The organism is Pseudomonas sp. IT-P2 (assembly GCF_949767575.1).
Lineage (GTDB): Bacteria > Pseudomonadota > Gammaproteobacteria > Pseudomonadales > Pseudomonadaceae > Aquipseudomonas > Aquipseudomonas pharyngis.
In genome coordinates this window covers 151,084-174,142 of sequence record NZ_CATKQA010000048.1, presented here as the reverse complement: position 1 = coordinate 174,142, position 23,059 = coordinate 151,084, and the positions used below count along the sequence as shown (strand labels likewise).

At 62.4% G+C, this 23,059-nt stretch carries 24 protein-coding genes; 13 read left to right on the top strand and 11 right to left on the bottom strand.

Annotation, left to right across the window (positions count from 1 at the left end):
• Positions 1-22: 22 nt before the first annotated feature.
• On the bottom strand, positions 23-1,429 hold the full coding sequence (locus ACM6JM_RS28215; protein WP_039767092.1) for a serralysin family metalloprotease: 1,407 nt from the start codon (positions 1,427-1,429) through the stop codon (positions 23-25).
• 278 nt (positions 1,430-1,707) lie between these two features.
• On the opposite strand from ACM6JM_RS28215, the gene ACM6JM_RS28210 reads away from it, so the two are divergent.
• Positions 1,708-3,651: a DNA topoisomerase III gene (locus ACM6JM_RS28210; RefSeq protein ID WP_414882837.1), complete on the top strand. Its 1,944-nt coding sequence runs from the start codon at positions 1,708-1,710 to the stop codon at positions 3,649-3,651.
• 47 nt (positions 3,652-3,698) lie between these two features.
• Entirely contained in the window at positions 3,699-4,202 is a 504-nt protein-coding gene (locus ACM6JM_RS28205; protein WP_163975690.1) for a GNAT family N-acetyltransferase, read from the top strand.
• A 12-nt stretch (positions 4,203-4,214) separates the two neighbouring features.
• Here ACM6JM_RS28205 and ACM6JM_RS28200 read toward each other — a convergent pair whose 3' ends face one another.
• Positions 4,215-4,586: a hypothetical protein gene (locus ACM6JM_RS28200; RefSeq protein WP_134333907.1), complete on the bottom strand. Its 372-nt coding sequence runs from the start codon at positions 4,584-4,586 to the stop codon at positions 4,215-4,217.
• A gap of 127 nt (positions 4,587-4,713) precedes the next feature.
• On the opposite strand from ACM6JM_RS28200, the gene ACM6JM_RS28195 reads away from it, so the two are divergent.
• The gene (locus tag ACM6JM_RS28195; RefSeq protein WP_047293552.1) at positions 4,714-5,043 is read left to right on the top strand and encodes a hypothetical protein; all 330 of its coding nucleotides are present in this window, start codon (positions 4,714-4,716) and stop codon (positions 5,041-5,043) included.
• 71 nt (positions 5,044-5,114) lie between these two features.
• On the opposite strand, the gene cynR is transcribed toward ACM6JM_RS28195, so the two are convergent.
• A complete protein-coding gene (gene cynR / locus ACM6JM_RS28190; protein WP_210709834.1) occupies positions 5,115-5,993 on the bottom strand; it encodes a transcriptional regulator CynR in 879 nt (292 codons plus the stop codon).
• A gap of 119 nt (positions 5,994-6,112) precedes the next feature.
• Here cynR and cynS point away from each other — a divergent pair, with 119 nt between their 5' ends.
• The 3 genes from cynS to ACM6JM_RS28175 all read left to right on the top strand — a co-directional run bounded on the left by cynS (position 6,113) and on the right by ACM6JM_RS28175 (position 7,568).
• Positions 6,113-6,577, top strand: coding sequence for a cyanase (cynS, locus tag ACM6JM_RS28185; RefSeq protein WP_011334741.1), 465 nt, complete (start codon positions 6,113-6,115; stop codon positions 6,575-6,577).
• Positions 6,578-6,660: 83 nt separating this feature from the next.
• On the top strand, positions 6,661-6,897 hold the full coding sequence (locus ACM6JM_RS28180) for a DUF2790 domain-containing protein (protein ID WP_064597472.1): 237 nt from the start codon (positions 6,661-6,663) through the stop codon (positions 6,895-6,897).
• A gap of 11 nt (positions 6,898-6,908) precedes the next feature.
• Positions 6,909-7,568 carry a carbonic anhydrase gene (locus ACM6JM_RS28175; RefSeq protein ID WP_039767103.1) on the top strand — a complete coding sequence of 220 codons (660 nt, stop codon included), beginning with the start codon at positions 6,909-6,911 and terminating at the stop codon, positions 7,566-7,568.
• A 48-nt stretch (positions 7,569-7,616) separates the two neighbouring features.
• On the opposite strand, the gene ACM6JM_RS28170 is transcribed toward ACM6JM_RS28175, so the two are convergent.
• Entirely contained in the window at positions 7,617-9,119 is a 1,503-nt protein-coding gene (locus ACM6JM_RS28170) for an aldehyde dehydrogenase family protein (RefSeq protein ID WP_414882835.1), read from the bottom strand.
• Positions 9,120-9,188: 69 nt separating this feature from the next.
• Positions 9,189-10,097: a glutaminase B gene (glsB, locus tag ACM6JM_RS28165; protein WP_011334745.1), complete on the bottom strand. Its 909-nt coding sequence runs from the start codon at positions 10,095-10,097 to the stop codon at positions 9,189-9,191.
• Positions 10,098-10,338: 241 nt separating this feature from the next.
• On the opposite strand from glsB, the gene ACM6JM_RS28160 reads away from it, so the two are divergent.
• Both ACM6JM_RS28160 and ACM6JM_RS28155 read left to right on the top strand, forming a co-directional pair.
• Positions 10,339-10,542 (top strand): hypothetical protein, encoded by a 204-nt coding sequence (locus ACM6JM_RS28160; protein WP_074688746.1) that lies wholly within the window; start codon positions 10,339-10,341, stop codon positions 10,540-10,542.
• A gap of 57 nt (positions 10,543-10,599) precedes the next feature.
• Positions 10,600-11,115 (top strand): DoxX family protein, encoded by a 516-nt coding sequence (locus ACM6JM_RS28155; RefSeq protein ID WP_414882834.1) that lies wholly within the window; start codon positions 10,600-10,602, stop codon positions 11,113-11,115.
• 3 nt (positions 11,116-11,118) lie between these two features.
• Here ACM6JM_RS28155 and ACM6JM_RS28150 read toward each other — a convergent pair whose 3' ends face one another.
• Entirely contained in the window at positions 11,119-12,732 is a 1,614-nt protein-coding gene (locus ACM6JM_RS28150) for a L,D-transpeptidase family protein (protein ID WP_039767111.1), read from the bottom strand.
• Positions 12,733-12,883: 151 nt separating this feature from the next.
• On the opposite strand from ACM6JM_RS28150, the gene ACM6JM_RS28145 reads away from it, so the two are divergent.
• From ACM6JM_RS28145 to ACM6JM_RS28130, 4 genes are all read left to right on the top strand, one after another.
• A complete protein-coding gene (locus tag ACM6JM_RS28145; RefSeq protein ID WP_227232878.1) occupies positions 12,884-13,597 on the top strand; it encodes a murein L,D-transpeptidase catalytic domain family protein in 714 nt (237 codons plus the stop codon).
• 147 nt (positions 13,598-13,744) lie between these two features.
• On the top strand, positions 13,745-14,002 hold the full coding sequence (locus ACM6JM_RS28140) for a DUF2790 domain-containing protein (protein WP_064597487.1): 258 nt from the start codon (positions 13,745-13,747) through the stop codon (positions 14,000-14,002).
• Between the two features lie 12 nt (positions 14,003-14,014).
• The gene (locus ACM6JM_RS28135; RefSeq protein WP_039767117.1) at positions 14,015-14,686 is read left to right on the top strand and encodes a heavy metal response regulator transcription factor; all 672 of its coding nucleotides are present in this window, start codon (positions 14,015-14,017) and stop codon (positions 14,684-14,686) included.
• On the top strand, positions 14,683-16,089 hold the full coding sequence (locus ACM6JM_RS28130) for a heavy metal sensor histidine kinase (RefSeq protein ID WP_414882833.1): 1,407 nt from the start codon (positions 14,683-14,685) through the stop codon (positions 16,087-16,089). Before ACM6JM_RS28135 ends, ACM6JM_RS28130 begins: the two co-directional genes overlap by 4 nt.
• Before the next feature lie 87 nt (positions 16,090-16,176).
• Here the strand turns inward: ACM6JM_RS28130 and ACM6JM_RS28125 are convergent, their stop codons facing one another.
• A complete protein-coding gene (locus ACM6JM_RS28125; protein ID WP_103385972.1) occupies positions 16,177-16,797 on the bottom strand; it encodes a cell wall hydrolase in 621 nt (206 codons plus the stop codon).
• 199 nt (positions 16,798-16,996) lie between these two features.
• On the opposite strand from ACM6JM_RS28125, the gene ACM6JM_RS28120 reads away from it, so the two are divergent.
• On the top strand, positions 16,997-17,848 hold the full coding sequence (locus tag ACM6JM_RS28120; protein ID WP_039767125.1) for a CAP domain-containing protein: 852 nt from the start codon (positions 16,997-16,999) through the stop codon (positions 17,846-17,848).
• 172 nt (positions 17,849-18,020) lie between these two features.
• Here the strand turns inward: ACM6JM_RS28120 and ACM6JM_RS28115 are convergent, their stop codons facing one another.
• From ACM6JM_RS28115 to ACM6JM_RS28100, 4 genes are all read right to left on the bottom strand, one after another.
• Entirely contained in the window at positions 18,021-18,173 is a 153-nt protein-coding gene (locus ACM6JM_RS28115; protein WP_074688757.1) for a DUF2474 domain-containing protein, read from the bottom strand.
• Positions 18,160-19,176 carry a cytochrome d ubiquinol oxidase subunit II gene (gene cydB / locus ACM6JM_RS28110; protein ID WP_134333902.1) on the bottom strand — a complete coding sequence of 339 codons (1,017 nt, stop codon included), beginning with the start codon at positions 19,174-19,176 and terminating at the stop codon, positions 18,160-18,162. Before cydB ends, ACM6JM_RS28115 begins: the two co-directional genes overlap by 14 nt.
• Before the next feature lie 17 nt (positions 19,177-19,193).
• Entirely contained in the window at positions 19,194-20,609 is a 1,416-nt protein-coding gene (locus ACM6JM_RS28105; RefSeq protein ID WP_414882832.1) for a cytochrome ubiquinol oxidase subunit I, read from the bottom strand.
• A gap of 109 nt (positions 20,610-20,718) precedes the next feature.
• Positions 20,719-23,043, bottom strand: a complete 2,325-nt coding sequence (locus tag ACM6JM_RS28100) for an FdhF/YdeP family oxidoreductase (RefSeq protein ID WP_414882831.1) — start codon at positions 23,041-23,043, stop codon at positions 20,719-20,721.
• Between the last annotated feature and the right edge of the window lie 16 nt (positions 23,044-23,059).

Sequence of the window (23,059 nt, the reverse complement as noted above, 5' to 3'; positions counted from 1 at the left end):
TTTCAGATTTTCCGTTTTCAGATCAGGCGACGATATCGGTCGCCACAGCCTGCCCCACCACACCCACGGCGAAATCCACCGAACCCTGGCCTGTCAGGTCGATCATCAGGCTGGTCTGGTTGGTCTGTTCGAAGTAAGTGAGGATCGCATCGCCCGCGTGACCGGTGAAGCCGCTGACGAAGTTCAGCGTGGCTGCGCCGGTGGCGAACCCGGCGATGCCCGACAGGTCGATCTTGTCCAGGCCACTGGTGAAATCCATGATCCAGTCCGGCGCGGTCAAGGTCGAGTCACTGACCGCGCCGAACACGAAGGTGTCCGCGCCCTCACCGCCCCACAGCGAATCACCGCCGCCACCGCCGTAAATGATGTCGTTACCGGCGCCACCGATCAGGTCGTTGGCCGCCGCGTTGCCGATCAGCAAATCATTGCCCGAACCGCCAATGGCGTTTTCCACGGTCACGCCGTGAGCGATGGACACGTTGCCCACCAGACCGCCGACATCGGAGAACGAGCCTTCATTGAGGTTGATCTTCTGGTTCTGGCTGAAGCCGGAGAAATCCAGGGTGTCGTTACCACCGCCATCCCACACCGAGAACACCACTTTGGAGGTGTTCTCGGTGGCGCTGTAGAAGTCGCGATCAGCGTTGGAGTTGAAGCCGTACACGGTGTTGTCGGCACGGGTTTCGAAGTTGGCGCCGTAGAGTTTCTGCACGGCGACGATGTCGTCCATCAACGGTGCCGAGGCGTAGGCGCCGCTGCCGTCCTTGCTGAAGTTCTGGTCGGTGTTGGCTTCGCTCCAGTAGCTCATCAGGCTGTAGCCACGGGTGTCTTCGGCGTACTTGGCGTCACCGTAGGTCGGGTTGCCGTTGCCGGCGTTGTAGGCGCCCGGGTGCGACAGGCCGAGGGTGTGGCCGATTTCGTGGGTCAGGGTCTGACGCCCGTAGTTGTTGGTGTCCGGGGTCTTGTTGACCTGGTACTGATCGTTGATCAGGTACCACGACTGACCGTCGTAGCTGCTGCCCTGCGGCAGGTAGGCAAACGCCGCGCCGCCAGTGCTGACGTCGTAGTTGCCGAAAGTCATGTGGCCGTCACCGCCCTTGCCTTCAGTGAAGGTCACGTTGGCCACGTCCGACCACGATTGCATCGCCAGCACGGCCTGGGCTTTTTGCTGGGCGCTGAACTCGCTGAAGTTACCGAGTTTCGGGTTGTAGTTGGACGGTTTGTCGGTCAGGAAGGTGTAGGTCAGGTCAATCTTGCCGTCGGCATTCTTGTCCTGCCACGACATGCCCTTGCGCAGGATTTCGTCGGCGGCCTGGTCGGCGGTGAACGACGGTTTGCCGTTTACGGTACCGGTGCCGCGATCGTACAGGTGGCTGAAGGTGTCTACGGCGGTGAAGGCGCTGCTGGCCTGGGAGGAAGGTTGAGACATGGTGTACGTCCTTGTTTCTGAAAAGTCAGTGTCAGACAGAAAAGCGGCGATCTTCTGGCGAGATCGTCCTGTCACTCGCCCTGTCAGGCAGATTGACCCTGCCACAGCCGCCAACGGGGGCGCTAATCAATTTCTCGATAGCGTCCCGGATTACCCTGGCGACGGCTGTCATGACCGGCAATCTTTTTATCTGTATATCCATACAGATAAAAGTTGCCCGTTCGCCCGAGTCAGGCCATCCTGTGCGCCTCTTCGGGCAATGATCGACGACGGTGGTTATGCGGCTGTACCTCTGTGAAAAACCTTCCCAGGCCAAGGACATTGCGGCCGTGCTCGGCGCAAAGCGTCGGGGCGACGGCTGCTGGCTGGGAACGGACGTCACGGTGACCTGGTGCATCGGCCACTTGCTGGAAACCGCGCCGCCGGACGCCTACGACGCCAAATACAAGCGCTGGGTGCTGGCCGACCTGCCGATCATCCCGGACAAATGGAAAATGACCGTAAAGCCGCGTACCGCCAGCCAGTACAAGGCGGTCAAGCGCCTGCTCGGCGAGGCCAGCGAACTGATCATCGCCACCGACGCCGACCGCGAGGGCGAAATGATCGCCCGGGAGCTGGTGGAGCATTGCCGCTATCGCGGGCCGATCCGCCGCTTGTGGCTGTCGGCGCTGGACGAAGCCTCGATTCGCAAGGCGCTGGCGGCGCTCAAACCGGGCGCTGAAACCTTCAGCCTGTATCATTCGGCATTGGGGCGCTCCCGGGCGGACTGGCTGATCGGGATGAACATGAGTCGCCTGTTCACCCTGCTCGGGCGGCAATCAGGCTATCAAGGTGTACTGCCGGTGGGCCGGGTGCAGACGCCGACGTTGCGGCTGGTGGTGGATCGCGACCGCAGCATCGCCGATTTCGTGCCGGTCGCGTATTGGGCCATCGATGTGCAACTGCTGCACAACGGCACGCCGTTCACGGCGCAATGGCGGGCGCCGGGCGATGCCTGTGACGATCAGGATCGCTGCCTCAATCAGGCCCTCGCCCAGCAAGCGGCCGCCGCAATCGGCAGCGCTGCCAGTGCCCGGGTGGTCAAACTGCGTACCGAGCGCATGCGCGAAGTGGCGCCCCTGCCCTTCGACCTCGGCACCTTGCAGGAAGTCTGCTCGAAGAAGCTCGGCCTCGGTGCCCAGGAGACCCTCGACATCGCCCAGGCTCTCTACGAAACCTACAAAGTCATCACCTACCCGCGCAGCGATTGCGGCTACCTGCCCCTGAGCCAGCACAGCGAGGCGCCAGGGATTCTTGCGGCGCTGCGTCAGGCCGACCCGAGCCTCGAAGCGCTGCGCGAGCATCTGGAGCCACAGCGCCGCTCCCGCGCCTGGAACGACGCCAAGGTCAGCGCCCACCACGGCATCATTCCGACCGCTGCCGCGAAAAACCTGGAGCGTCTGACCGGCAAGCACCGCGCGGTCTACACGCTGGTTCGCGCGCGGTATCTGGCGCAGTTCCTGCCCAATCACGAATACGACCGCACCCAGGCCGATTTCGATTGCGCCGGGGAAGCCTTGCGCGCGGTCGGCAAGCAGATCATCGAGCCGGGCTGGAAACGCGCGTTGCCCGAAGCGCTGGCCCCGGCCAGGGGACGTGAAGCCCCCGCGCCACAGACGCTACCGACACTGACCAAAGGCGCCGAGTGCGCCGTGGCGGACGTGAAGCTCAAGGACCTTTGGACGCAACCGCCCAAGCCCTACACCGAAGGCGACCTGATCAAGGCCATGAAGAACGTCGCCAAACTGGTGGAAGATCCGCTGCTCAAGCAGAAACTCAAGGACACCACCGGCATCGGCACCGAGGCCACCCGCGCCTCGATCATTCAAGGGTTGCTGGATCGCGGTTATCTGGTGAAGAACGGCAAGGCGCTGTCCGCCACGCCCGCCGCCTTCAGCCTGATCGACGCCGTGCCGCGGGCGATTGCCGACCCCGGCACCACAGCGATCTGGGAGCAGGCGCTGGACATGGTGCAGAGCGGCGAAATGAGTCTGGAGGAATTCGTCACCAAACAGGCCGCGTGGATGAGCAAGCAAGTGACCCGCTGCGCCGGGCTGAGCCTGACCATCAGCGGCCCGCCACCTGCCGGCAAGGCCGCTACGCCATGGAAGAACAAACGCAAGACCACTCGGCGCAAAACCACCGGAACCGGCAAACGCTCGGCGAAACCGGCGGCCAAATAGCCCGCTGCGCGCTACTGTTTCAACAGTGATGGTCAGGAGGCAGCGGCATGTCTGTCATCGAACTGCGCGTCGCCCGGCGCGACGAACTGGACACCCTCGAAAACCTGATGCAGTTCTATACCTATGATTTCAGCGAGTGGCTGCCGCTGAAGCTCGGCGGGCATGGGTTCTTCCCAATCCAGTTGAAAGACGATTACTGGCGCCAGCCGGCGACGCGGCCATTCCTGATCCACGTTGACGGTGAACTGGCGGGATTCGTGACCGTGGATGACCACCTCCTCATCGAAGGCACCGACTACAACATCGGCTATTTATTCGTCAGCCGGCGCTGGCGTGGCCAAGGCGTCGCGCAGTTTGTCGCCTCTGCCCTCTTGAGCCACTTGCCCGGTCGATGGCAGATTTTCCATGTCGACGCCAACCTGCCTGCACAGCGGTTCTGGGCCCGGCTCATCCCCGAGCTGAGCGGCGGCGACTTTACCCGCCAGACCAAAACCGTGGACGGCTATCCCTGTACGTTCTACTGCCTGCGCAGCCTTTCTCCCGCTGTCTGAAGACCTCTTTTTTCATTCCAGAATGACTTTGTCCGACAATATGTAGTGACCAAAAATAATCACTACAAAACCGTTGACGGCATCGTTTTGCTTTTGCATGATGCAGACGTCTCCCCGATCGGGAGCATTGGCAACACGCTTGAGCAAGCTCGTCTGACCGCCGAGCTGTTTTTTCCGGATACACGCTGCCCACAAGGCAGATTGAAGAAGCTGACCTGGCCTGAACGTCCAGTACAAGGACGAGAAGCGCTGGCGAAAATTCTCAAGACGCTTGTGGTCGACCCTGAAAACGTCGTCAAGGAGCCTCCCGGTTTTCGCTGCTTCTCCTCGTTGTGACGCTTTTGCGTAGCAGTTATTCAACACGACTACATGCAACAGACGCATGACCCCGTACTTCATACGGGCGACCGCTGACGTCCTGGTTTCGGTGCCAGGGATCAACTAACCGATGGGCTACCTGTATTAGCGAATCAACTTTGAAAGATCACCAGACTGGTCAAGGGGCAATATCATGAATCTGAACAATCAACCTACTATCGAAGAACTGGCTCGTATGTTCGCGGCGCAAAAAGACAGCCACGACAGCCATATTCTGTGGATCAGCAAGTCGGGTCAGGTCCATATCGACTGCCTGTCGCCCCATGCTGGTGAAGAAGAGTTCGATCGGAACAACCAGAACCTGCTGGCCCGCCTGAAGATGTACCGCCGTGGCCACGGCTATGTCGGCAAGAAAGCCGCGGCCGACAAGGACTTCATCGGTAATGTTCTGCAAACGCTGAAACAGGCGTGGGACTCGATGCAGAACAAGAACGAAGTTCGGGTGATTGATCGGTTCTGCTAAGTTAAAACTTCAATAAAACAAGGGCCTGCTTCGAAAACGAAGCAGGCTCTTTTTATTGCTCGCAAAAAAGCTCATGAACGAGTTTCCAGCACCAGCTTCATGAACGCCTCTGCCGCCGCACTGTGATAGTTGTTCTTGCGCCGCAATAACGCCGCTCCCCGCTGCGGCGCCTCGCTCTCGACACGCAAGCGGCGCAGTGCCCGGTCCTCGGTCGCAATCGCTTCCGGCAACATGGTCGCAATCGGCGCATGCCGGATCACTTCCAGCAACGTACTCACCGAGTTCACCTCGATCTGCACCTTGGGCGTGATGCCGTGCTGGCGGAAATATTCGTCGATCGACAGGCGCGTGAAAAAGTCAGGCGCCAGCAAGGCGAAATCCAGCTGCGCAATGTCATCCGGCGTCAGCACAGAAGCACTGGCATACAACGGATGTTCACGCCCGACCATCACCCCCAACGTCTCGACAAACGCCGGAATGCATTCGATGTCCGGATTGCGCACCGGACTAAAGGCAATCGCGATATCCAGCGAGTCATCCGCCAGCCCGGCCTCGATGTCGTCCATCGACAACTCGAAAATCTCCAGGTGAATCCCCGGATACCGCGCCACGTAATCACGCACCAACGGCCCGACCAGATATGCCATGAACGTCGGCGTCATGGCCAGGCGCAGCGAGCCTCGGGACAGATCCTTCACGTCATGCAATGCGCGCTTGCCCGCCTCCAGCTCCACCAGTACCCGTCGCGCGCATTCGATATAGGCCTGTCCGGCGTCAGTGGGTTTGACCGAGCGCGAGGTGCGATCAAACAGATCCACACCGAGGCTTTCTTCCAGTTGGCGGATCTGTTGCGACAGGGTCGGCTGCGACACGTGCAGCGCCTCGGCCGCCCGGGTGAAACCGCCGTGATCGGCCACGGCCAGCAGGTATCGCAAATGTCGCAGCAGCATGGAACGCTCCACCTATAGGCAGTACTTATGCCTAGCATTGTATATCGGTCTTGGACGCTATGGATCAATCGGCAGAAGATGAATCCACACAGCAAGCCAACCCCGAAAGGAGAAGCACCATGCAATCCCAAGCCTACAACGACAGCCGCATCGCCCTGACCACCCGCGCCCTGGATGCCAAGGCTCAGAAAAACCTGTCGTGGCAGGATCTGGCCGACGGCACCGGCCTGAGCCTGGCCTACGTCACCGCCGCCCTCCTCGGCCAGCATCCACTGCCAAAAGCCGCGGCCGAAGTGGTCGGCGACAAGCTTGAGCTGAGCGCCGAAGACGTCGCCGCCCTGCAAATCATCCCGCTGCGCGGCAGCCTCGACGGTGTGCCGACCGACCCGACCATCTACCGCTTCCACGAGATGATCCAGATCTACGGCACCACCCTGAAGGCGCTGGTTCACGAGCAGTTCGGCGACGGCATCATCAGCGCGATCAACTTCAAGCTCGACATCAAGAAAGTCGAAGACCCTGAAGGCGGCTCCCGCGCCGTAGTCACCCTCGACGGCAAGTTCCTCCCGCTGCGTCCGTTCTGATCCCTCCGGGCCCGCACCCCGCGTGCGGGCCCCTGCAAACCTGAATTGCCAAGTCGTCACCACATCTGCCTGGAGGCTGCCCCATGCAAAAAATTCTGTTGACCCTGGCCCTGCTCGCCGGCCTCGCCGCCCAGGCCCAGGCTGATGAAGAGGCCGTCGCCTACCGCTACGGCATGTCGCTGGACATCGCGCAGGTCGTGAGCATCACCCCGGTCGCCGACGTCTGCGGCGTAGTGCCAGTCGAGATGACTTACCTCGACAGCCACGGCGCAAAACACATTCTTCAATACAGCGAATTCGGCACCGGCTGTTCGAACTGAGAGGACACACCATGAAAAACCTGATCGAAGGCTTCCTGAAATTCCAGAACGAAGCGTTTCCGCAACGCACCGAGCTGTTCAAACACCTGGCGACTACCCAAACCCCGGGCACGCTGTTCATCACTTGCTCCGACAGCCGCGTCGTTCCGGAACTGCTGACCCAGCAGGAACCCGGCGAGCTGTTCGTGATCCGCAACGCCGGCAATATCGTGCCGTCCTACAGTCCGCATCCGGGCGGGGTTTCGGCGACGGTGGAATACGCGGTGGCCGTGCTCGGCGTAACCGACATCGTGATCTGCGGCCACTCCGATTGCGGCGCCATGACCGCCATCGCCCAGTGCAAATGCATGGATCACCTGCCCGCCGTCAGCGGCTGGCTGCAACACGCCGAGTCGGCGAAAGTGGTCAACGAATCGCGGCCACACGCCAATGACGCCGCCAGGCTGAGTTCGATGGTGCGGGAAAACGTGATCGCGCAACTGGCGAACATCCAGACTCACCCGAGCGTGCGCCTGGCCCAGGAGAAAGGCCTGCTGAATCTGCACGGCTGGGTGTACGACATCGAGACCGGCTCGATCGACGCCCTGAGTGCCGACCGCCGCACCTTCGTCTCGCTGGCCGAGCAACCGTCGACGTGCGCGGTGTACGGCCAGGCAGTCGATGCGGCTTGAAAACACAACGCCGCGCCCGTCATTGCGACGGGCGCGGCGTTGTTCTGTTCAGCGTTTTACGCCCAGATCGATTTGCGTCATGCGGCTGCGCACGGTGAACACACCGTCGCCGGAGAGAATCGCGCTGCGAGCAAACAACCGACCGCTTTCCCAGTTCGAAAGACCCAGTTCCGGCTTGTTCAGCGCGTACTGGCCATCGACCCAACGGGTGATCCCGTTGCCCACGAACGGCGCGTTGACCGCACTGTAGAAACGCTCCTGAACCGCCGCGTCTTCGCTGATCAGCGACACGGTGAACTGCGGGCTGTAGCGATTGAACAGCGCGATGGCCTGATCCAGATCGTCGACGATCATCAGGCTGGTTTCCGGGGTTTCTTCCCATTCCCACTCGCGGCCCAGTTGATCTTCGGGCAGCGGCTCGGCCAGGGCCTCGGTCTGGTAACCCTCGGCGCGATAGACCTCGACCGTCGCGTTCTGCCAGTCGCTCGGCAGGTAGCTTTCGCTGCCTTCGGCGATGTGCAATTTGCAGCCCTGACCACGCGCGGTGCCGGCCTGCTGCAAGGCGTCGAGGAACAGCGGCACCAGTTCGGCGGCACGGTCGCGCTGGATCAGGCAGACGTTCAAAGTGTTGCAGACTTTGCGGTCCAGCGAGTTGCGTACCACCGCGGCGAAGCGTTTGGCGTCGGCATCGCGATCAGCAATCAGCCACGCGCCACCGGTGCCGTGCAGGCTGACGGCGGTGCCGGCCTGCTGGGCGATGCTGCCCAACTGGCTGACCGCACGGCCCGAACCACGGGCCACCGCCAGCGACAGACGCCGGTCGGCGAACATCGCCCAACCGGCGGCGTGGTTGACGCTCTCCACCAGCGACACCGCACCCGCCGGCAGACCGGCATCGGCCAACGCCGGGTTCAGGGCGTGGGTGACGATGGCTTGCGCGGTGCCCAGCGCATCGCTGCCAATCCGCAGCACGGCAGTGTTGCCGGTGCGCAGTACACCAGCGGCGTCAGCGAAGACGTTTGGCCGGCCTTCAAATACGAATGCGACGATGCCCAGGGGCGACACCACTTGCTCGACCTTCCAGCCGTCATGTTCGACGCTGCTGATCACCTTGCCACGGGTGGCCGGCGCATCACGCCAGGCGCGCAGGCCGGCGATCATGTCGCGGCGCATGCGCTCGTCAGCGAGCAACCGGGTAGTGGAACGACTGCGAGCCTTGGCCCGCTCGATGTCGGCGAGGTTGGCGGTTTCGATCAGCGCCCAGGCGTCCGGGTTTTCCAGACGTTGGGCAAACAGATCGAAGAAGCGGCTGATGGCCTCGTCCGACACCGCGGACAACGCGGAAAACGCCGCCGCTGCACGCTCGATCGCCACCGATGCAGCCTGCTGATCCACCACCGGAATCAGCAACAGCTCGCCGCTCACCTGCTCCACCAGCAGATGGTCGCCGGGTCGGAAACGCTCGGCCAGTTCGGGGCTGACCACGGTGACGCGGTTACCGGCGAAAGGGATAGGCGTGCCAGCGACGAGACGTTCGAGCGCGAGAGACATTGAGCGGATTCACCATATTGAGGGCGGCCGGAAAATGTATAGGTTGGCCTCCCTCAACGCAACACGGGCTCAGAACACCGACCAGCCAATCCGCGAACTGAGCATTTCCAGCGCCGCCATCCCCGCCAGCGAATTGCCCGCCGTGTTCAACTCAGGCGACCACACGCACACCGTGAACTGCCCCGGCACCACCGCGACGATGCCGCCACCGACGCCGCTCTTGCCCGGCAGACCAACGCGGTAGGCGAAGTTGCCCGCCTCGTCGTACAGGCCGCTGGTGGCCATGATCGAGTTGACTTGCTGGGTCTGGCGGCGAGTAAGAATCTGCTCACCGCTGTGCTTGCAGAAACCGTCGTTGGCCAGGAAGCAGAACGCCCGGGCCAGATCGATGCAGTTCATGCGCAACGCGCAGTGGCTGAAGTAGCTGCGCAGCACCGCTTCAACGTCGTTGTGGAAATTGCCGAAGGATTGCATCAGGTACGCCATCGCCGCGTTGCGCGCGCGGTGCTGGTATTCGGAGTCAGCGACCTTGCCGTCAACCATCACCTGCGGGTTGCCCGACAGCCGCCGCACGAAGTCGCGCATCGACAAGGCCGGTGCGGCAAAGCGTGACTGGTTGATGTCGCAGATCACCAGCGCCCCGGCATTGATGAACGGATTGCGCGGACGGCCGCGTTCGAACTCCAGCTGCACCAGCGAGTTGAACGGCTGGCCGGACGGCTCATGGCCCAGACGCTCCCAGATGGCCTCGCCAGAATGTTCGATGGCCTGCACCAGGCTGAATACCTTGGAAATACTTTGCACCGAGAACGGCGTCTCGGCGTCGCCGGCGCAATACATCTCGCCGTCGTTGCCATACACGGCGATGCCCAGCTGATTGGCCGGCACGGTGCCGAGGGCGGGAATGTAGTCAGCCACCTTGCCCTGCCCGATCAGGGGCCGGACAGCGTCAAGGATCTCGTTCAACAGCGCTTGCATGCCGGGTCTCGAAGTCTCGCCCCATGGGATTGCGGGGACACGGTGGCTAGACGCTGCGCCCGGCAATCGAATCACACCGGCGCGGTGTATCGCAGTGTGTACGGCCCGACGCCCGACACATCCCGCCCACAAATCCGGCCCTTCGCGACACATCACCGATACAGCCCGGCGTTCAAATGAACCTGTCGATCGGCAACCCCGATCAAGCCTTTGAACTCACCTATCGCATCGGAGATTCACCATGACCAAGCTCTCGAAAACCTCCCTGACTCTGGGCCTGCTGCTTGCCGGTGGCCTGGCCCTGTCCAACGCCGCTTCGGCTTCCGAAGCGTTCACCGTCAAGCAACTGGATCACGGCTACAGCCAGACCCAGGCCAAGGCCGACTCGGCGGAAAAAACCTCGGAAGGCAAATGCGGCGAAGGCAAGTGTGGCGCCGGCGAGTAACCCTTTTCACGGGGCACGTTGGTGCCCCGTTTTCTTTCGAATGAATGGAGCCTTCCCATGACCACAGCTCTCTCGTCGGCCGTCAAAGGCCTGCACTGGAACCTCGACCGCGCCGGCCAGTGGCTCGCGCCGCTGACCTTGCGCCTGTTCATCGCCTGGGAATTTTTCGAATCGGGGCTGGAGAAATTCAACGGCCAGAACTGGTTCGAAGACATTCAGGAGCGGTTTCCGTTTCCCTTCGACCACTTGCCGGCCACGCTGAACTGGGAACTGTCGATGTGGGCCGAGCTGATCTGCGCGCTGGCGATCCTGATCGGATTCGGCACGCGGATTTCGGCGATTTCTCTGATCGTCGTGACCGTGGTCGCCACCGCTGCCGTGCACTGGCCGGCGGACTGGTCATCGTTGAGTGAACTGGCCCAGGGTTATGCGATCACCAACAAGGGCTTCGGCAACTTCAAGCTGCCGGCGATTTATTTGGCTGCGCTGATACCGCTGGTGTTTGCCGGGGCCGGCAAGTTGAGCGTCGATGCGTGGCTGGCGCGGTCCTTCTGGAAACGCGCCAGCCGCTGAGAATCAATGCGCCCGGTCCAGCCCCGCCAGCAACGCGCTGTCACGGCTGTAGATGTCCGGCGCGTAAAGCACGCGACCCTGGCCATCGACCTGGGCCGTCCAGTAAGTCATGAGGATAGGCACCGGATTGCTCAGGCGGAATTCATGGGTGGTGCCGGTGGCGAGCAAGGTGTCGGTGCGCGCCTTCTCCGCCGGGCTGAGCAGCAAATCGCGCAGCTTCATCGGATGCTCGACCCGCACGCAGCCGGAACTGAACGCCCGTGGCCCCTTGTCGAACAGCGCCTTGCTCGGGGTGTCATGCAGGTACACCGAAAACGGGTTGGGGAACCGAATGACCATTTGCCCCAGCGGGTTGCGCGGCCCGGCGTCCTGACGCAGCAGGATGTTGCCGGGGTTGTCCCAGTCGATGTCGGCGGCGGCCAGCGGCTGGCCGTTGGCGTCAAGCACTTGCAGGTTCTGGCGGCTGAGGAAGGTCTGATCCTTGCGGATTTCCGGCAGTTTGTCTTCCTTCCAGATGGTCGGCGGCACGGTCCAGGTCGGGTTCAGCGTCAGGCGCGTGACCCGGGATTTGAGCAGCGGGGTCTGGCGTTCGGCGCGCCCGACCTGGGTGCGGGTCTGCCACACCGGCAGGCCACCTTGATAAAGCGTCAGCTCGGCAGCGGCGACGTTGACCAGCAGACCGTCCGGCTCCATGTCCTGGGCCATCCAGCGGAAACGTTCAAGGTTGACCCGCAACTGTTCGCGGCGAGTCAACGGACTGATGTTGAGTTCGGCAATCGTTCCCGGCCCGACCACCCCGTCGGCCTGCAACGAATGGTTGGCCTGAAAACGCTTCACCGCCTCCACCAATACGCCTTGATAAGCGTTGTCCGGCGTGCCGACCACACTGCTCAGGTAGCCTTCGCTGTACAGCCGCCGGGCCAGTTCCGGCACGCGTTTGTCTTCCATGTCCGGACGCAGCAACGGGCCGTTGCCCACCGACGTCCACTGAGGCAGGGCTTGCAGGCGCTGCGCGGCATACAGATGACGCAGGTTCTGGTACTGCGCCAACTGCGGCCGGGCCAGATCGAAGGCGGCGGGAACGTTGTGCACGCCCGGCACGGCGATCGCCAGCAATTCGGCCTGACGGTCGCGTGGCGTTTCGTCGGAATGCCACAGCGGTTCGAAGTGCGATTGCAGCAGGCGGCCGTAATGCAGATCCTGCAGGGCTTGCAGGTAGTAACGGCTGATCTCGATGTCGGCGCACAGCTCGCCGTCCTGCGGCGCGGTGAGTGCGACCGGATAGCGTTTCGGATTCAGGCCATCGTCGGCCAACAGCTGCAATTGCGCATGCAAGGCCGGCAATTGCCCACCATCGGCCCACACCGGCAGCCAGTCCTGCTGCTGGTAGAATGCGCGCAACTGATCCAGCGCCGGGCCGTTGAGGCTGGTGCCGATCGTCGGGCACGCCTGAGGCAGGCTGATCAGCGCAGCCTGCAGCGGGCTCTGCGGCTCGATGGGCATTTCCGTCGGCACGGGCGGCAGCGTCGGAAGTCCCGGCAACGGCTCTTCGGCGCAAGCGACAAACGGCGCAGCGAGCAAACAAATGCTCAAGTAGCATGCGTACTTTTTGAACAACTGCTTTACTCCAATCCATGGCCGTCTTGATTGACGGTCAACCTTACCTCAGGTGCGGTGCACAGTCAGGCCCGATTCGCGGGCTTGCCGGGAACGACTGGACGTCAGGAGCCTAAGTGCCAAACAAGTAGCAAGTGGAGACTCACTTTAAATGTTGACGTTTTTGCGCCGACTTCTGCTGACTGCCACCGCCATTGGCGTGCTGACCAGTCCAGCCTTTGCCGCCGGCACCTCTTCGCCGGTTCTGTACACCAGCCTCGCGCACGCCGCGCCGGAACTCAATCCCCAGGCGCTGAAAGGTGCCTTGAACGCCATGCAATGTGCGATCAACAACGGTGCGAAGCAGTCCCGTCACCTGGCGATCATCGATTATTCGCAGCCGTCCACCGAGCGCCGGTTGTGGATCTTCGACCTGACCCGGAAAAAACTGGTGCTGCGTGATCTGGTCGCCCATGGTTCAAACTCCGGGGAAAACTTCGCCACCCGGTTTTCCAACCGTGAAGGCAGTTTTCAATCCAGCCTCGGCCTGTTCCGCACCCAGGAAAGTTACCAGGGCACCCACGGTTACTCGCTGCGCATGGACGGCCTGGAACCAGGCATCAACGACATGGCCCGTGACCGCGCCATCGTGATCCATGCCGCCGACTACGTGAACCCGTTCTGGAGCAAACGTACCGGCCGCCTGGGCCGCAGCCAGGGTTGCCCGGCGGTGCGACCGCAGGTTGCCAAACGGGTGATCGACAGCCTGAAGAACGGCCAATTCATGTTCTCCTGGTATCCGGATCAGCAGTGGCTGAAATCCTCGCCGTACCTCAACTGCCAGCCGCAACAGATCGCGAGCATTCTCAGCACCCACGCCAGCTGAATACTCTGTGGGAGTGCGCTGGCTCCCACAGGTTCGGTTTATTACAGATTTGTCATCGAGTTGTCGGTTTGCCGAGCGGATCGCCCGGTAGCTTGAAGTTGTCCCGGCCAGAACGCCGATCAACTTCAACGACTCGAGTGACCCATCATGAAAACCCTGATCCTCGCTTTCACCGCCCTCCTCGCCACCGGTTCCGTGTTCGCCGCACCTGCGCCGGACGCTGCCGTCATTCATGACAAAACCGGCTTCTTCGTGCATCTGGATGTCGACAAAGTCCTCTCCAGCACCGATATTTCCCAGGCCTGCGGCGTGATCCCCGCGCAGCTCGACTACCTCGACCACCAGGGCCGTGAACATGTGCTGGACTATCAAGTGCAAGGCAGCGGCTGCACCAACGACCATTGAGGCGCAGTAGCCATGAATATCCTTGTTGTCGAAGACGAACCCAAGGCCGGCAATTATTTGCTCAACGGCTTGCAGGAACTGGGCTACAGCGTGAGCCTGGCCCGGGACGGCGCCGACGGCCTGCACCTGGCGCTGGAGTTCGACTTCGACGTGATCGTGCTGGACGTGATGATGCCGAAAATGGATGGCTGGGAAGTCCTGCGCCGGCTGCGCAAGGAAACCGACACGCCGGTGCTGTTCCTCACCGCCCGCGATGACATCGCCGACCGGGTCAAAGGCCTGGAATTGGGCGCTGACGATTACCTGATCAAGCCGTTTTCCTTCGCCGAACTGGTGGCGCGCCTGCGCACCCTGACCCGGCGCGGGCCGATCCATGAAGAAGAGCAATTGCAGGTGGCCGATCTGCAGATCGACGTGCTCAAGCGCCGGGTCAGCCGCGCCGGCAACCGGATCACCCTGACCAACAAGGAATTCGCCCTGCTGCAACTGTTCGCCACCCACACCGGCCAGGTGCTGTCGCGCTCGCTGATCGCCTCGCGGGTGTGGGACATGAATTTCGACAGCGACACCAACGTGGTCGATGTCGCCGTACGCCGCCTGCGGGCGAAAATCGACGATCCGTTCCCGCTCAAGCTGATCCACAGCGTGCGCGGCATCGGCTACCGCTTCGATACCCAGCCATGAAAATCGCCGGCACTTACTCTCTGACCTTGCGTCTGGCGCTGGTCTTCGCCGTGCTCGCCTTCGCCGCGCTGGCAGGCCTGGGCGCGGCGCTGTACAACCAACTGGAAGCAGCTCTGATTCGCCGCGACGACATCCAGTTGGTCAGTCGCGTCGATCAGTTGCGCACCTTCCTCAACGACAGCAACACCCTGGAACTGATCAAGAACAAGCCGGCGCTGTTTCAGAACATGCTCGGCAACCGCGAAGCCTTGCTGACCATCGGCGCACCCGGCCAGCCGCCGTTGCTGGTGGTCAACCCCGGCAACCTCGCCACCCCGAACTTGCCCGCCGTACCGATCGATCACCCGATGGCCCTGAGCGATGTACAGCACTTGCCGAGCGTCGACGGTGTGCCGTTTTCGGCGGTGGCGGCGACCATCGACTCGGGCGATCTGGGCAACCTGCAGGTGCTCACCGGACGCCTGATGACCGAGCGCACGGCAATGCTCGCCAATTACCGGCTCAGCGTGTACGGCCTCGCTTCATTGGCCGCGATTGTGCTGGCGCTGGTCGGCTGCCTGCTGGTGTATCGCGGTTTGCTGCCATTGCGGCGGATTGCCCGGCATGCCCACGGGATCGGCATCGCCAACCTCGGCGAACGCCTCCACCGCCACGGCACGCCCCGGGAATTGCAACCGATGATCGAAGCTTTCAATGCGATGCTTGACCGGCTCGACCGAGGGGTTGCGCAACTGAGCCAGGTCTCCACCGACATGGCCCACGAACTGCGCACGCCGATCAACAACCTGCTTGGCGAAACCCAGGTCGCGTTGCAACAGAGCCGCAGCGTGGACGCCTATCAGCAGTTGCTCGCCTCCAACGTCGAAGAACTCGAGCGGCTGGCGCGGATGCTCGACAACATGCTGTTTCTTGCCCGCACCGACCCGGCCAGCGCACTGAGTCAGCGGCAGGAGCTGGACGCCGGCGATGAGATGCAGCGCATTGCCGATTACTTCGAAGGGCTGGCGGCGGACGTCGGCGTCACCATCGAGGCCAGTGGCAGCGGCGTGATCTGGGCCGAGCCGATGCTGCTGCGGCGGGCCCTGGCCAACCTGTGCGCCAACGCGATCAAGTACGGCGCGGCGGATTCGACGTTGCAGGTCGAAGCCATCGCTGAAGCGGACGGCAGCTACCTGCGGGTACGCAACCAGGGCGCGACGATTCCGGCGGAACATCTGTCGCGACTGTTCGAGCGTTTCTACCGCGTCGATCCGTCCCGCGAGCGCTCGGCCCAGTCCAACGGCTTGGGCCTGTCGATTGTCGCGACCATCATGCAGTTGCATCAGGGCCGCTACAGCGTCAGCAGCGCCGACGGGATCACCTGCTTTGAACTGTTCTTTCCGGCCCGACAACCCCGCGACTGATTTCGCCAAGTTCTCCCTGTGGGAGCGAACCTGCTCCCACAAGGAAAATGCAGTGCGACGGCGCCATTGTGTGCGCGAAGTCTGCGCCTAACGCGCATCCCCGCCAGCGGGCTTATAGAACAGGAATTTCCTGGTCTCGGCGGTTTTCCTGTACTCCTTCGCCCAGCTCGGATGAACGTTGCGATCGTGGAAATACAGCGCGCCGTGGGTGCGGTCGGTAAGCTGGCGGTTCAGCGCCTTGCCTGCGATTTCCTTGGCCAGCGCGTATTCGGCATCTTCCTTGACCTGATCCGGACGCCCGTCACACCACCACGAAAACTGGCAGCTCCTGCTTTCCGAGCCCTGCTTGACCACCGCGCAGACCGTGCCTGGAAAGCCGTCATGCCCCAAGCGATTCATCACCACACTGGCCACGCCTTCCATGTCGGCGGTGTCCTTGCCCTTGGCTTCCCAATAGATGCTGCGCGCCAGACAGGTGATCGGATCGTCCAGCGGCGCAGCACCGGCGGGGTCAACCGCCTGCGCTTCGGTCGGGGTGATGGCTTCGGATTTGGGTGCCGGGGGCGCGTCGGGCTTGTCGGCCGCTTTCTCTTCCAGTACTTCGGCTTTCGCTTCGGCCTTTTCCTTGATCGGCGCCTGATCGGTGGCCAGTGCCGTACCACTCAGCAGGGTCAACGCAAGACAGCAAAGCAACCCGTTCAATCCCATGATCATTCTTCCGGCAGGGCCCGCTGCGGGCAAAGTGTTACGTGGTTGAGACGCCCGGATCCCGGGCTCTTCGCGAAGTGTAGACGGCAATTTTCACAGCATCGTTCCGCAGAAAAATCCGTGCCATGAAGAAAAAGACATTGCACCAACCGGGGCCCTTTCGCGCATGATGTGCGCACTCAGCCCAAGGGAGATTTCCATGCGCTTCATGCCATCCGTTCTGCGACTCGCCGCGTTGTCCGTGGGCCTGGCGCTGGCCACTTCGGCCATGGCCACCGACGAGTCGCAATTGATCGAATCGATCAACAGCTACCGCAGCCAGCCGCAGCGTTGTGGCAGCCAGGCGTCCAGCGAATTGCCGCCGCTGTCGGCCGATCCGCGCCTGATTCTGCCGGCCACCGGCGTGGTGGATTTGCAGCAGGCGATGTCTAGCGCTCGCTACCCGATGGTCAACGTGCAGGCGATCACCCTGAACGGACCACGGGACGCGGCGTCGGCGATGAAGGCGATTCAGGAAAGCTTCTGTCAGGTGGTGCTGGATCCGCAGTTCGTCGATATCGGCGTCAGTCGCGCCGACCGTGACTGGCGCATCACTCTGGCCCGACCGCTGCTGTCCGCCCGCCTCGGCGACGGTCAGGCGGAAGGCCAGAAACTCCTCGAACAACTCAATGCCGCCCGCGCCCAACCGCGCCAGTGCGGCAGTCAGGCCTTCGCAGCAACTGCGCCGCTGGCGTGGAACGCAGTGCTCGGCGGCGTTGCCCAGGAACACAGCCGCGAGATGGCCAACAACAATTATTTCGACCACAAGGACCGCAACGGCGGCACTCCCGGCGACCGCGCGGAACTGGCCGGCTACAGCGGCCAGCAGGTCGGCGAGAACATCGCCGCCGGGCAGGACACGGTGCAGAAGGTCGTCGCCGGCTGGCTCGCCAGCCCCGGTCATTGCGCCAACCTGATGAACCCGCAGTACCGCGAACTGGGCGCTGCTTACGCAGTCGATCCGAAGAGCAGCGCCGGGATTTACTGGACCGCGATGTTTGGCGGCGAATGATGACTTGAATCCACCGCTGCCCTTGTGGGAGCGAGCCTGCTCGCGATGAGGCCATCACATCTTCACAGACTGAAAGATCGCGATCGCCAGCAGGCTGGCTCCCACAGGGGGTGTGCAGGGATGCAATATGCAGGCAATAAAAAACCGGAGCCAGGCTCCGGTTTTTTTATGCTCAGTGAGTTCTCATCCCCGCCGCGTACATCGCCAGTTTCAGCAGGCTCGCCACCACCGCCAGCGAAACCACGCTGCCGGACCAGATCAACAGCAACCAGCCCAGGCGTTTGTACCAGCGGCTTTTCACTTCACGCATCTCAATGGTAGCCATCGCCAATCCTCACTTTGCCGCGGAACACGTAGTAGCTCCAGAAGGTGTACATCAGGATCACCGGCAGGATGAACAGCGCGCCGATCAAGGCGAACAACTGACTGGTGGCCGGTGAAGCCGCCGCCCACAGGCTGACCGAGGGCGGGATGATGTTCGGCCAGATGCTCAGCGCCAGCCCGATGTAGCCGAGAAACATCAGCACCAGGGTGAACACGAACGGCCAGTGGGTGTGGCGCTGACGCAGCGAGCGCAACAGACCGAACAGCGCCAGCACAGCCAACACCACTAGCCCGGCGAACACGGTCAGGTGCGCATGGTTGAACCAGCGGCCGGCCAGTTCCGGGTGCAGTTGCAGCGTCCACACGCCGATCACCACCACCATCGCCAGCAGCAGCCACGCCAGTGGACGGCTGTAGTGACGCATCCGCGATTCGAGCATGCCTTCGGTCTTGACCAGCAACCAGGTGCTGCCGAGCAAGGCGTAGGCGATCACCAGACCGACGCCGCAGACCAGCGGAAACGGTGCCAGCCAGTCAAGACCGCCACCGGCGAACTGCCGATCCACCACCGGAATCCCCGCCACATACGCGCCGATCACCACGCCCTGGGAGAACGTCGCCAGCAGCGAACCGCCAATGAACGCCCAGTCCCACAGATGGCGTTTTTCAGCCGGTGCCTTGAAGCGAAACTCGAACGCCACACCGCGGAAAATCAACCCAGCGAGCATGAAGATCAGCGGCAGATACAGCGCCTCGAGAATCACCCCGTAAGCCAGCGGAAACGCGCCGTACAACGCCGCCCCGCCGAGCACCAGCCAGGTTTCGTTGCCGTCCCACACCGGTGCGACGGTGTTCATCATCACGTCGCGTTCCTGCTCGTCGCTGATCATCGGGAACAGGATCCCGAGGCCCAGATCGAAGCCGTCCATGATCACGTACATCATCACCCCGAAGGCAATGATCACGCCCCAGATCAACGAGAGATCGATACCTTGAATACCCATGACTCAACGCTCCTTTTTCAGTGGATCCGGGTCGCGGATTCGAGGTTGTCGGTGACCGCCGAAAGTGGCCGGCGCGGGGTCTGCACCTGAGTGCCTTCGGGCGGGTGTTCGTGGTGCGGCTGCGGGCCCTTGCTCACCAGTTTCATCATGTAGCCGATGCCCACGGTGAACACCGTGCAGTAGATGACGACGAACAGCGCCAGCGAGGTGCTCATCTGCGCCACCGAGTGATGGGACGCGGCGTCATGGGTGCGCATCAGGCCGTACACCACCCACGGCTGACGCCCGACTTCGGTGGTGATCCACCCCGCCAGCAGCGCAATCAGTCCGCTCGGCCCCATCAGCAGCACCAGCCGCTGGAAGCCGCGATGCCGGTAGACCTTGCCGTTGCGCCGCAACGCCAGGCCCAGCACACCGACCAGAATCATCAACATGCCCAGCCCGGCCATCACGCGGAAGCTCCAGAAAATCACGGTCGAGTTCGGCCGGTCTTCTTTCGGGAAGCTCTTGAGCGCCGGAATCTGCTTGTCGAGGCTGTGGGTGAGGATCAGGCTGCCGAGGTACGGAATCTCGATCGCGTATTTGGTCTTCTCCGCCTGCATGTCCGGGATGCCGAACAGCACCAGCGGGGTCGGCCCGTTGTCGGGGTTTTCCCAGTGGCCTTCGATGGCGGCGATTTTTGCCGGTTGGTGTTCCAGGGTGTTCAAGCCATGGGCGTCACCGACCACCGCTTGAATCGGCGCGACGATAAGCGCCATCCACAGCGCCATGGAAAACATCTTGCGCACCGGTTTGCTGTCGTTGCCGCGCAGCAAATGCCAGGCCGCCGAAGCGCCGACAAAGAACGCCGTGGCGACGAACGCGGCAATCGCCATGTGCGCCAGACGGAACGGGAACGACGGGTTGAACACGATCGCCAGCCAGTCAACCGGCATCACCCGACCGTCGACAATTTCGAAGCCTTGCGGGGTCTGCATCCAGCTGTTGGAGGCGAGAATCCAGAAGGTCGAGATCAGCGTGCCGATGGCGACCATCACCGTGGCGAAGAAGTGCAAGCCACGGCCGACACGGTTCCAGCCGAACAGCATCACCCCGAGGAACCCGGCCTCGAGGAAGAACGCGGTCAGCACTTCATAGGTCAGCAACGGCCCGGTGACGCTGCCGGCGAAGTCGGAAAATCCGCTCCAGTTGGTGCCGAACTGGTACGCCATGACCAGCCCCGACACCACGCCCATGCCGAAGTTGACGGCGAAGATCTTCGACCAGAAGTGGTAAAGATCGCGGTAAGTGTCGTTACCGGTTTTCAGCCACAGGCCTTCGAGTACCGCCAGGAAACTCGCCAGACCAATGGTGATCGCCGGGAAAATGATGTGGAACGAAACCGTGAACGCGAATTGAATTCGCGCCAGGTCCAGTGCCTCCAGGTTGAACATGATGATGTCCTCATCCAGGCTGAAAAGCGGCAGCACACGGCCGGGCCACCGCCAGGCGCGAACGCCTGCAGCCAGTCAAATTGCAAAAGGGTTGGATCGCGTGGGTCGGTCAGGCCACCGACGACGGGATCAGGTTGCTCGCCTCGGCCGCTTCGAGGCGGATCGCCACGAATTTGGAGGTCGGCGTGTAGGTGCGGTCACCGTAACTTTCCAGCGGCACCAGCGGATTGGTTTCCGGGTAGTACGCGGCAGCCTGCCCGGCGGGAATGTCGTAGGCGATCAGGGTGAAACCGCTGACCCGACGCTCACGCTCGTCGCCCCACAGCGCCACCAGATCGACCTTTTGCCCCGGTTCAAAACCGAGCCGGCGGATGTCCTGCTCGTTGGCGAACACCACGTCGCGCATCCCGTATACACCGCGATAACGGTCATCGAGGCCGTACAGCGTGGTGTTGTACTGATCGTGGGAACGCATGGTTTGCAGGATCAGATGCGGTTTGACCGGCAGGTTGCGCACGCCTTCGCTGATCAGATGTTCCGGCAGCACACACGGGGTGAACTGGGCCTTGCCGGATTCGGTTTTCCAGACCCGGTCTGAGGCGTTGTTGCCGAGGTGGAAACCACCGGGGGTCAGCAGCTTCTCATTGAAATTCTCGAAGCCCGGAATCACGTCGGCGATCAGGTTGCGGATGCGCCCGTAGTCGCCCACCGCCCATTCCCAGTCGATCGGGTGTTTGCCCAATGTGGCGGCGGCGATCCCGGCAATGATCGCCGGCTCGGATTTCAGGTGCGCCGACTTCGGCTTCAGTTGGCCGAACGACAAATGCACCATGCTGAAGGTGTCTTCCACCGTCACGCCTTGCGGACCTTCGGCCTGGACATCAATGTCGGTACGACCGAGGCACGGCAGGATCAACGCATCACGCCCGGTCACCAGATGGCTGCGGTTGAGCTTGGTCGAAATGTGCACGGTGAGGTCGAGTTTGCGCATCGCGGCGTGGGTGCGCGGGGTGTCCGGCGTGGCCTGGGCGAAGTTGCCGCCGAGCCCGATAAACACCTTGGCTTCGCCACGTTCCATGGCGCCAATCGCCATCACCGTGTTGTGGCCGTGCATGCGCGGCACCTTGAAGTTGAAGCGTTTTTCCAGGGCGTCCATCAGCTCGGTCGGGGCCAGTTCGTTGATGCCCATGGTGCGGTCGCCCTGCACGTTACTGTGCCCACGCACCGGCGACAGCCCGGCGCCCGGACGGCCAACGTTGCCGCGCAACAGTTGCAGGTTGATGACTTCCTGCAGAGTCGGCACCGAGTGTACGTGCTGGGTCAGGCCCATGGCCCAGCACATGATCACGCTCTTGGCGCGGGCGTACATGCGCGCGGCCAGTTCGATGTCATGCAGCGGCACGCCGGACTGCTCGACGATGTGCTCCCAGCTCGTGGCATCGACTTCGGCCAGGTAGCTGTCGAGACCCGACGTGTGCTCGGCAATGAAGGCGTGATCGAACACCGGTTCGCCGCCAGTGGCCTGGGCTTCGCGCTCCCACTCCAGCAGGAATTTGGCCATGCCGCGAATCATCGCCATGTCGCCGCCCAGTGCCGGGCGGAAGTACGCGGTGTTGGTCGCTTCCCAGCCGTTGCTGAGCATCTCGATCGGGTTTTGCGGATTCTGGAATCGCTCCAGCCCACGCTCCTTGAGCGGGTTGATGCACACCACTTGAGCGCCACGTTTCACCGCTTCACGCAGCGGTTCGAGCATGCGCGGGTGGTTGGTGCCGGGGTTCTGGCCGATCACGAAAATCGCGTCGGCGTGGTGCAGGTCTTCATAGACCACCGTGCCTTTGCCGACGCCCAGGCTCTCGCCCATGCTGACGGCGCTGGCTTCGTGGCACATGTTCGAGCAGTCGGGGAAATTGTTGGTGCCGTAGGCGCGGACGAACAACTGATAGAGAAACGCCGCTTCGTTGCTGGCGCGACCCGAGGTGTAGAACTCGGCCTCGTGGGGCGATTTCAGGCCTTTGAGGTGCTTGGCGATCAGCGCAAAGGCGTCGTCCCAGGTGGTTTCGACATAGCGGTCGACCCGCGCGTCGTAGCGCATCGGATGGGTGATCCGGCCCTGATACTCAAGCCAGTAATCACTTTGCTCGGCCAGGCTCGAGACTGTGTACTTGTTGAAGAACGCCGGATCGACCAGGCGGCCCGTGGCTTCCCAGTTCACCGCTTTGGCGCCGTTCTCGCAGAACTTCAACATGCTCGCGCCGGGTGCTTCACCCCAGGCGCAACCGGGGCAGTCGAAGCCGCCGTTCTGGTTGGTCTTGAGCATGGCGCGGATGTTTTTCAGGGCATTTTCACTGCCCAGCCAGTTCTTGGTGAGGCTGATCACAGCGCCCCAACCCGCAGCGGCGCCCTTGTAGGGTTTGTAACGGTCGACTTGTGACATGGGACTTCTCCACGAC

What these genes read in the sequence shown, in the direction of transcription:
- ACM6JM_RS28100 (WP_414882831.1), bottom strand. Translation starts at nt 23,043, where the DNA reads ATGTCACAAGTCGACCGTTACAAACCCTACAAGGGCGCCGCTGCGGGT.
- ACM6JM_RS28160 (WP_074688746.1), top strand. Translation starts at nt 10,339, where the DNA reads ATGACCAAGCTCTCGAAAACCTCCCTGACTCTGGGCCTGCTGCTTGCC.
- ACM6JM_RS28195 (WP_047293552.1), top strand. Translation starts at nt 4,714, where the DNA reads ATGAATCTGAACAATCAACCTACTATCGAAGAACTGGCTCGTATGTTC.
- ACM6JM_RS28105 (WP_414882832.1), bottom strand. Translation starts at nt 20,609, where the DNA reads ATGTTCAACCTGGAGGCACTGGACCTGGCGCGAATTCAATTCGCGTTC.
- ACM6JM_RS28130 (WP_414882833.1), top strand. Translation starts at nt 14,683, where the DNA reads ATGAAAATCGCCGGCACTTACTCTCTGACCTTGCGTCTGGCGCTGGTC.
- ACM6JM_RS28140 (WP_064597487.1), top strand. Translation starts at nt 13,745, where the DNA reads ATGAAAACCCTGATCCTCGCTTTCACCGCCCTCCTCGCCACCGGTTCC.
- cynS (WP_011334741.1), top strand. Translation starts at nt 6,113, where the DNA reads ATGCAATCCCAAGCCTACAACGACAGCCGCATCGCCCTGACCACCCGC.
- ACM6JM_RS28175 (WP_039767103.1), top strand. Translation starts at nt 6,909, where the DNA reads ATGAAAAACCTGATCGAAGGCTTCCTGAAATTCCAGAACGAAGCGTTT.
- ACM6JM_RS28210 (WP_414882837.1), top strand. Translation starts at nt 1,708, where the DNA reads ATGCGGCTGTACCTCTGTGAAAAACCTTCCCAGGCCAAGGACATTGCG.
- ACM6JM_RS28200 (WP_134333907.1), bottom strand. Translation starts at nt 4,586, where the DNA reads ATGCGTCTGTTGCATGTAGTCGTGTTGAATAACTGCTACGCAAAAGCG.
- ACM6JM_RS28215 (WP_039767092.1), bottom strand. Translation starts at nt 1,429, where the DNA reads ATGTCTCAACCTTCCTCCCAGGCCAGCAGCGCCTTCACCGCCGTAGAC.
- cydB (WP_134333902.1), bottom strand. Translation starts at nt 19,176, where the DNA reads ATGGGTATTCAAGGTATCGATCTCTCGTTGATCTGGGGCGTGATCATT.
- ACM6JM_RS28135 (WP_039767117.1), top strand. Translation starts at nt 14,015, where the DNA reads ATGAATATCCTTGTTGTCGAAGACGAACCCAAGGCCGGCAATTATTTG.
- ACM6JM_RS28155 (WP_414882834.1), top strand. Translation starts at nt 10,600, where the DNA reads ATGACCACAGCTCTCTCGTCGGCCGTCAAAGGCCTGCACTGGAACCTC.
- glsB (WP_011334745.1), bottom strand. Translation starts at nt 10,097, where the DNA reads ATGCAAGCGCTGTTGAACGAGATCCTTGACGCTGTCCGGCCCCTGATC.
- ACM6JM_RS28115 (WP_074688757.1), bottom strand. Translation starts at nt 18,173, where the DNA reads ATGGCTACCATTGAGATGCGTGAAGTGAAAAGCCGCTGGTACAAACGC.
- ACM6JM_RS28170 (WP_414882835.1), bottom strand. Translation starts at nt 9,119, where the DNA reads ATGTCTCTCGCGCTCGAACGTCTCGTCGCTGGCACGCCTATCCCTTTC.
- cynR (WP_210709834.1), bottom strand. Translation starts at nt 5,993, where the DNA reads ATGCTGCTGCGACATTTGCGATACCTGCTGGCCGTGGCCGATCACGGC.
- ACM6JM_RS28205 (WP_163975690.1), top strand. Translation starts at nt 3,699, where the DNA reads ATGTCTGTCATCGAACTGCGCGTCGCCCGGCGCGACGAACTGGACACC.
- ACM6JM_RS28180 (WP_064597472.1), top strand. Translation starts at nt 6,661, where the DNA reads ATGCAAAAAATTCTGTTGACCCTGGCCCTGCTCGCCGGCCTCGCCGCC.
- ACM6JM_RS28120 (WP_039767125.1), top strand. Translation starts at nt 16,997, where the DNA reads ATGCGCTTCATGCCATCCGTTCTGCGACTCGCCGCGTTGTCCGTGGGC.
- ACM6JM_RS28125 (WP_103385972.1), bottom strand. Translation starts at nt 16,797, where the DNA reads ATGGGATTGAACGGGTTGCTTTGCTGTCTTGCGTTGACCCTGCTGAGT.
- ACM6JM_RS28145 (WP_227232878.1), top strand. Translation starts at nt 12,884, where the DNA reads ATGTTGACGTTTTTGCGCCGACTTCTGCTGACTGCCACCGCCATTGGC.